The organism is Phytobacter sp. MRY16-398 (genome assembly GCF_003925915.1).
GTDB lineage: Bacteria > Pseudomonadota > Gammaproteobacteria > Enterobacterales > Enterobacteriaceae > Phytobacter > Phytobacter diazotrophicus.
Window position 1 is genome coordinate 216772 of record NZ_AP018757.1, and the last position, 7773, is coordinate 224544.

Consider the following 7773-nt stretch of genomic DNA (forward strand, 5'->3'; position numbering starts at 1 on the left):
CACCGACTATTTGCAACAGTGCCTACGAAAGCATTGAGCGTCGATTCGCTTGTCGAACCCGATGACTATGTCATCTGCGTATCTGACCATGACCACATTGCCTGTGGCATGGCGGCGTCGCCACTGATGCGCCCACAGATCGAAGACATAGTGGAGGTAGATGTTTGCCAGCAGCGGCGAGATAACCGCACCCTGTGGGGTGCCTTCCTCCGATGCCCGCCATTCTCCTTCCTCTGAGGTCCCGGCTGTGAGCCACTTTCGTATGAGCCTGATTACCCTCTGGTCGCCGATTCTGTGTTCTATGAACCTGATTAGCCATTCATGGCTTACCTTGTCGAAGAACTGACTGATATCGGCATCCAGTACCCAGTTTACATTGGTCCGAACCAGCCCTGTGGCCAGTGCGTCCAGCGCATTGTGCTGGCTTCGCCCGGGTCTGAACCCGTATGAAAACCCCATAAAGTCATTTTCGTAGACTGCATTCAGGATCTTAACCAGCGCATACTGGACGATTTTGTCCTCCAGTGAGGCGATGCCGAGCGGGCGCTGTTTTCCATCCGCTTTCGGGATGTAGTGCCGCCTGCCGGGCTGAGCCCTGTAACTGCCCTGATGAAGCCTCCGGTGCAGATCTGCTATGTTGACCTTCAGGTTTTCGGCGTAGTCCTTCCACCTGACACCATCAACTCCGGCAGCCGCTTTCCTGCTCAGGGAGAGGAATGCGTTCTCCAGTGCCTCTGCTGTCAGGAGGTGGAACAATGCGGTAAACCGTTCTTTCTTCCGCTGCTTCGCAGCTTCCCGCACGCGTGACAGCCTCTGTGACATACTTTCCCGGCTCTGCGTCCGGCGCATGTGTGGCTGTTCCGCGTTTCCCTTGGCCCCGCTCCTTCGCTCCACTGACTCCGCTCCTTGCGGATTGTTCGCCAGCTTCGCAGCTACTATGAGCAAGTCCGACTTCTCCTCTCCGTACATCACCGGCTTCGGCTCCTCGCCTTCCCGGTGCGGGCCATCTCCGGCACTGGCAGATGGTCAGAGGGGAGATCTCCCGGTTCCCGCGTAAAGATCGTATTGACATGCCAGGGTCTCAGACCCCGCCGGGTCCATATGGCACTCGCAGTAACGCACCCTATGATGTTGCCTTCCGTAAACAGTACAACGTCGGCACCCGGGAATTTAATATACATTTCGTGGCTCAATGGCTGGCCTGTCAACACCCCTGTCAACGCTTCGCCCCATACCTCACGGTATACAACGCATGACTCAGGGACCCTGTGGATTGCTGGTCCTTCAATGGTCGGGGACTTTCACCCCTTGATCTTTACCGGTCTCCCGGCGCACACTGTATATATATACAGTTTCAAGCGAGGGGAAAATACGATGAAGTTCATTCCTGCAGTATCAGAAGCCAGCATAGTAAAAATTCCTTTGTTCACAGAGCGATGCCCTGCGGGTTTTCCGTCACCGGCTGCGGACTACACTGAGTCTGAACTGGATCTGAATGAGTACTGCATTCACCGGCGCCACTCCACCTATTTTGTCAGGGCGATTGGCAACTCAATGACTGATATTGGCCTCTATTCCGGCGATCTGATGGTCGTGGATAAAGCAGAACAGCCGCGGCACGGGGATATTGTTATCGCGGAAATTGAGGGTGAATTTACGGTAAAACGCCTGCTTCTGACGCCACGGCCGGCCTTGCAGGCGATGAACCCGGACTTCCCTTCCCTGTACCCGGATCCGGAAACGCTGCAAATTTTCGGTGTGGTGACGGCCTTCATTCATAAAACCCGGGGGACAGACTGATGTTCGCCCTGGCCGACGTCAACTCCTTCTACGCCAGTTGCGAGAGGGTTTTCAGGCCGGATTTGCGCGGAAAACCGGTCGTCGTTCTCAGTAACAACGATGGCTGCGTTATTGCCCGGAGTGCTGAAGCCAAACGGCTGGGTATAAAGATGGGAACCCCCTGGTTCCAGCTCAAAGAGGCGCAGTTTCCTGAAAAACTGTACGTTTTTTCCAGCAATTACGAGCTCTACGCTAGCCTGAGTAACCGCGTGGTCGCCCTGCTGGAGGAGCTGTCTCCCCGCGTCGAACAATACTCGATAGACGAATGTTTCCTGGATGCCCGGGGAATTGGCCAATGTATGGATCTGGAGGATTTTGGCAGGCAGTTGCGTGGGCACGTTCTCAGTGGAACCGGACTGACGATCGGTGTCGGCTGCGGCGCCACAAAAACACTGGCCAAATCGGCGCAGTGGGCGTCAAAGGAATGGCCACAATTCAGGGGGGTGCTGGCGCTGTCGCCCGATAATCCACGCAGGACGGCAAAATTACTCAGCCTGCAGCCGGTGGAAGAAATATGGGGCGTGGGGAACCGGATAGCGAAAAAGCTGCACGTTATGGGGATCACCACCGCCCTGCAGCTGTCGCTGACGAACCCCGCGTTTATCCGCAAAAACTTCAACGTAGTGCTGGAGCGCACGGTACGTGAGCTGAACGGCGAGAGTTGCATTTCACTGGAGGAAGCGCCGCCGCCGAAACAGCAGATTGTCTGCAGTCGCAGCTTCGGGCAGCGGATCACCACCTATGAAGAAATGCGCCAGGCCGTCTGCCAGTACGCCGAGCGCGCAGCAGAAAAGTTGCGAGGTGAGCGGCAGTACTGCCGGCATATCAGCATCTTCATCAAAACCTCCCCTTTTGCGGTTAATGAACCGTACTACGGTAACGTGGCCACTGAGAAACTGAACACCCCTACCCGTGACACCCGGGACATTATAGCGGCAGCGGTCAGGTCTCTGGACAGGATCTGGCTCGATGGCCACCGCTACGCAAAAGCGGGGATAATGCTCAATGATTTCAGCCCGAACGGCGTTGCACAGCTGAATCTGTTCGATGACGTGCAGCCACGGCCGCACAGCGATGCGCTGATGAAGGTGCTCGACGGTATTAATCATTCCGGACTCGGGAAAGTCTGGTTTGCCGGACGGGGTATTGCGCCGGACTGGCAGATGAAACGGGAGATGCTGTCACCGGCATATACCACCCGCTGGAAGGAGCTGCCGGTTGCCCGTTTCTGACCGTTGAAATGACAGAAGGGACTTGCCGCCAGAGCTTACTTTACCGATCATACAGATGACTTGTCTCAGGGGGGAACCATGACAAACATCATTCTGTGTGATGTGACTGCCAGCGTCAGCGAACTTAAAAACGATCCGGTGGCCACCGCCAGTGCCGGCGGCGGCTACCCGGTCGCGATTATTGACCGCAACCGCCCTGTTTTTTATTGTGTGCCCGCGGCTCTGTATGAACAAATGCTCGATGCGCTGGACGAAAAAGACCTGGTGCAATTGATCACAGAACGTCAAAACCAGCCGCTGCGTGGAGTGGATCTCAATCAGTATCTGTGATGTGCTCCGGTGCGAGGAGCAAGGAATGTATTAAATCAATGTTAAGGAACAATATGGGTAGCAAAATCGCAGGTGTGGTTTTCTTATTCTTCACTGTCTGGGGAATGGCTTCAGTGATTGAATTGCAGTACTGGCGTAACGCTGATACCTATCCTGTCTGGCTGACAAAACATCTCCGGATCTCTCCCGAAAATAACGAAAAGAGCCTGATAAGGATAGGAATGGAAACCTTTGACAAGGTATGTGGTGATAACAGGGGCCTCCTTGCCGTCACCCAAAAACATAACGGTATGTTTATGCGCTGTGATGATTCCCCCGGATTTTTTTCATGGTTCAGCGGCGTTTACAAAGTCAGTTAATCAGATAACGTGTTGGACTTTCAATATGTTACCCACACGGTTATCCCCCGTTACTGTGGATAATCAATATATTGTGTCTCAGACAGCTGCTTTTTCTACCATATGTTGTGTCCCTGATATCCCCTCGGACGGCGTGACAAACGACATCACACTGGAGACGCTGATGACGGGACCATGTTCATCCAGGGTCGTAAGAACGGCCGGGACTGGTTACCGGCCGGACGAAGGACCGGCCAACGCGCAGCGGCGGCAGCTGGTTTTAAAAATGCTGGCGGAAATTTAAAATTAAGCCGCACACCCCGCGAAATTTTGCAAATTTCACTCAACATGCTTCGTTCAGATCCCAACAGAGCTTTCACCATCACCTGTAATAGCCGCCCTGCTGCGTGATTACTCCGCTCAACAGGTTGCTGGCGACAAGCCAATACCTGTTCGTGACAGGCATTGCTTAACCGTTGTCCCAAACTAATAATGTGCCGACGATGCAGGTGGGACCGTGCTCCCAGGCAGATTACCTGACCGACGATGCAGGTGGGACCGTGGTCCCAGGCAGATTACCTGACCGACGACGCAGGTGGGACCGTGGTCCCAGGCAGATAAGCTGACAGACGATGCAGGTGGGACCGTGGTCCCAGGCAGATAAGCTGACCGATGACGCAGGTGGGACCGTGGTCCCAGGCAGATTACCTGACCGATGACGCAGGTGGGACCGTGGTCCCAGACAGATAACCTGACCGATGACGCAGGTGGGACCGTGGTCCCAGTCAGATAACCTGACCGACGACGCAGGTGGGACCGTGGTCCCAGACAGATAACCTGACCGATGACGCAGGTGAGACCGTGGTCCCAGGCAGATAACCTGACAGACGATGCAGGTGGGACCGTGGTCCCAGACAGATAAGCTGACCGATGACGCAGGTGGGACCGTGGTCCCAGACAGATAAGCTGACCGATGACGCAGGTGGGACCGTGGTCCCAGGCAGATAACCTGACCGACGACGCAGGTGGGACCGTGGTCCCAGTCAGATAACCTGACCGATGACGCAGGTGGGACCGTGGTCCCAGACAGATTACCTGACCGGCGATGCAGGTGGGACCGTGGTCCCAGGCAGATAAGCTGACCGACGATGCAGGTGGGACCGTGGTCCCAGGGAGATAACCTGACCGGCGATGCAGGTGGGACCGTGGTCCAAGGCAGATAAGCTGACAGATGACGCAGGTGGGACCGTGGTCCCAGAGAGAATATTCAGGCCAGTTATGTTTTCTGGCCTGTGAGAAAGGAAATGAAGTAAAGGGAGATCACCGTAGACTAATGCGTGTCCGCATCAGACTCCTGGTTTCTCAAGCTCCTTAAGAATGGCTTCTATTTTCTCTATACACTCCGCAGGAATGCGGGACTTATCCAGGTTAAGCACCATTTTATCGCCCTTATACAATGCTGTTGCCCCTGGAGCAAACTGATGACGTGAGCTCAGATTAACTCTTGATGCGGGAGATTGTTTCAGTACGGATGTTAAAAGACTAATGACCTCTTCAGCTTCAAAGATTAGTCCCGCTTTCTTCTGATCGTGGAGAGTCTCAGCCTGCTGCTTCAGTAATTCTTCTTTATCTGCAAAAGCCTTCTGAAGGGCTTCACCTGACCGGGCAGACAGTTCTCCAGGATGTGCAAACAGGGCAACAACGGATTTAGGCAGTTTGGCCGTATTAATACAGCGGGTAATGATCTTACGTGAAATGTTTTCCGCATCGGCAAGCGCAGAAATATTTCCTGCAAACTCATTCTGCAGCCGGCTTGTATAACGCAGGCCACGTTCATAAGCACTCGTCGGCCGATAATCGTTACCCAGTCGGGACAATGCAGCCATCTGCTCATCGTCCAGTTCACCAACCAGAACGCGATAATCACTTTCCGTCAGGATTGCGGCTTTACGGCGACGGCTGCCGTCTGCAATTTCTATGACATCAGAAACCCGGCGGCCGAAAGCTGGAGTCTGCTGACCGGTCAGTAAAAATGAAGGAATGAGATCATCCAGAGCATCTTCGGTAAGTAGTTCCTGATCGCGCTCATTGCCTGACCATACGCGTGAAGCGCTCTCAACAGAGTCTCCCCGGAGCACCTCAAGGGTAAATTTTACTTCCCGTCCACTTACCGGAAGAGAGATTGCATTACCGCGGGCCATAGCACCCACGCGCGCAATTAATGAATCCACCATCGGCGCGGCCGGCGCCGGTGATGAAGTATCTTCAGTCGATTGAGTATGTGTGGTATGTCTTGGAATGACAGGAGCACGCTTCATTATCTAATCTCCCAGCGTGGTTTAATCAGACGATCAAAAATCTCATTGCAAACAGGCTCCCAGATAGAGAGGGCATTACGCCAGGCACCGGTTGAAGAACGTTGATCAATAGCCTGTTCAAAAACGGTTCTCATACGGATCTGACCTTTGCCGACTTCATCCGTTTCGCGCACAACATTTTTAAGGACCATGCTTCCCCAGGCATCCCGAATTTGTTCTTCCATCCACGGGGACTGCGAGCCATTATTATTACTGTATTTGGTAAGCAGAATACGGACATCTGGCTCGAAGCCTTTAAGATCCACGTTCTTAAGCAGGTCACGAAGCATATCGAAAAACTGCAGTGCGGAGGTGTAGTCGAACAGCTCTGCCGGAGTAGGGACAATCAGAACATCAGCAGCGCATACAACATTTATCGTACCGATACCAAGGTTGGGTGCGCTGTCGATAACTATCACGTCATAATCATGAGCGACAGTTTCAATGGCCAGACGGAGCATCAGGTGCGGGTCAGCAGGTAATTTGCCTTCGTCAAATTTCCCCATCAGCTCGGTTTCAATGCGGTGCAGTGCCAGACAGGACGGGATGATATCAAGGCCAGGCCAGCAGGTGGGCTTTATAGCGTAGCTGGCGTCATCCTTTTCCCCAAGATAAAAGGGCAGGAGAGTGTCCTCAGCATGAATATGAAGATCGGGCACCCATCCGTGATACATAGAAGCAGTTCCCTGTGGGTCATTGCCTTCAACAAGCAGAACACGGAGTCCTTTCAGAGCAAGATCCTGAGCCAGGTGAACGGATACTGAGGTTTTGTAAACACCACCTTTGTGAGCTGCAACGCCAATCACCGGCGGAAACGCATCTTCAGCACGGCGCAGTCGTGTACCAAATACATCCCGCATGTGATTGATTTGTTCGATGGTATAACCAACGCGTTGCTCAACTCTCCCACGGGTTTCCATATCAGGGTGCGGCAGCCGGCCAGCTTTCTCGGCATCCCTGATAGCCTGAGATGACACGCCAACTAAATCTGCCGCTTCACCAATCCTCCAGCGCCGGGTTATTTTCCGGGCTTCCGGACTGTCATCATTAAACTGTGCAATGGCGATTGCTTTCGTCATTTCATGACCAGCACTTATGCACTGGTTGAGTGTATCCATGAGTCCCATACTGAACATCCTTTAATCATCACTTTGCATTATTTTATTAAATCTTGGAATTCATTGCAAAGCAACAATAAAATCGCAAAGTACACGAAAAAGTGCAAAGTGAACCACATTGGGTAATGAAAGAACGCAGGGGATTACAAAAGAGTACATACCGCAGGCAATATTAATCACTGCCGCTCGCCGCAGTAAGCGATCTCACACAGTGAGAAAGCGGCGAGGAAGCGGAAAATCACAGAATTCACAGATTGCACGTACGTCGGGTTGCTAAAGATGGCTCGGGATCAGCCAGTAATAATGAAATTGACTGCGGTATGTAATATATTGACTATGGTATGATGCTTACCGCATCTGTGTCGAGGAAGAGGAAAGACGACTCAGCATACCGCAGTCAATGTTTCATTGTTGTACCTGTAGATCTCAATCTTCCAGAGCGTATTCAGGAAAATAAGGCCAGGGTTCTGGATATCTGGTGTGGCGCTTCCGGGCTTGTATCTGGGTTATTCATGGTCTCGATCCAATAATTGATCCCAAGGAGATCATAATGAGATCC

General features: G+C 52.9%; 6 protein-coding genes and 1 pseudogene. 4 read left to right on the plus strand and 3 right to left on the minus strand.

Translation table 11 applies throughout. The features are described from left to right. Positions 1-24: 24 nt before the first annotated feature. Positions 25-972, minus strand: a pseudogene (locus MRY16398_RS30095) (reverse transcriptase domain-containing protein); the annotation flags it as partial. A 402-nt stretch (positions 973-1374) separates the two neighbouring features. Between MRY16398_RS30095 and umuD the strand changes: the two are divergent. The 4 genes from umuD (at position 1375) to MRY16398_RS30120 (ending at position 3760) form a co-directional block, all read left to right on the plus strand. Beyond that, positions 1375-1800 (plus strand): translesion error-prone DNA polymerase V autoproteolytic subunit, encoded by a 426-nt coding sequence (gene umuD / locus MRY16398_RS30105; protein ID WP_009309980.1) that lies wholly within the window; start codon positions 1375-1377, stop codon positions 1798-1800. Next, positions 1800-3071 (plus strand): Y-family DNA polymerase, encoded by a 1272-nt coding sequence (locus MRY16398_RS30110; protein ID WP_004206782.1) that lies wholly within the window; start codon positions 1800-1802, stop codon positions 3069-3071. Before umuD ends, MRY16398_RS30110 begins: the two co-directional genes overlap by 1 nt. A 78-nt stretch (positions 3072-3149) precedes the next feature. Next, a complete protein-coding gene (locus tag MRY16398_RS30115) occupies positions 3150-3401 on the plus strand; it encodes a type II toxin-antitoxin system Phd/YefM family antitoxin (protein WP_047368872.1) in 252 nt (83 codons plus the stop codon). A gap of 53 nt (positions 3402-3454) precedes the next feature. Continuing rightward, positions 3455-3760, plus strand: a complete 306-nt coding sequence (locus tag MRY16398_RS30120; RefSeq protein ID WP_047368871.1) for a hypothetical protein — start codon at positions 3455-3457, stop codon at positions 3758-3760. A gap of 1325 nt (positions 3761-5085) precedes the next feature. Here the strand turns inward: MRY16398_RS30120 and MRY16398_RS30135 are convergent. Beyond that, a complete protein-coding gene (locus tag MRY16398_RS30135; RefSeq protein ID WP_004206785.1) occupies positions 5086-6057 on the minus strand; it encodes a ParB/RepB/Spo0J family plasmid partition protein in 972 nt (323 codons plus the stop codon). After that, positions 6057-7223 carry a plasmid-partitioning protein SopA gene (gene sopA / locus MRY16398_RS30140; RefSeq protein WP_000523812.1) on the minus strand — a complete coding sequence of 389 codons (1167 nt, stop codon included), beginning with the start codon at positions 7221-7223 and terminating at the stop codon, positions 6057-6059. Before sopA ends, MRY16398_RS30135 begins: the two co-directional genes overlap by 1 nt. Positions 7224-7773 lie beyond the last annotated feature (550 nt).

Coding starts and splice junctions, on each gene's coding strand:
- umuD (WP_009309980.1), top strand. CDS start 1,375: ATGAAGTTCATTCCTGCAGTATCAGAAGCCAGCATAGTAAAAATTCCT.
- MRY16398_RS30110 (WP_004206782.1), top strand. CDS start 1,800: ATGTTCGCCCTGGCCGACGTCAACTCCTTCTACGCCAGTTGCGAGAGG.
- MRY16398_RS30115 (WP_047368872.1), top strand. CDS start 3,150: ATGACAAACATCATTCTGTGTGATGTGACTGCCAGCGTCAGCGAACTT.
- sopA (WP_000523812.1), bottom strand. CDS start 7,223: ATGGGACTCATGGATACACTCAACCAGTGCATAAGTGCTGGTCATGAA.
- MRY16398_RS30120 (WP_047368871.1), top strand. CDS start 3,455: ATGGGTAGCAAAATCGCAGGTGTGGTTTTCTTATTCTTCACTGTCTGG.
- MRY16398_RS30135 (WP_004206785.1), bottom strand. CDS start 6,057: ATGAAGCGTGCTCCTGTCATTCCAAGACATACCACACATACTCAATCG.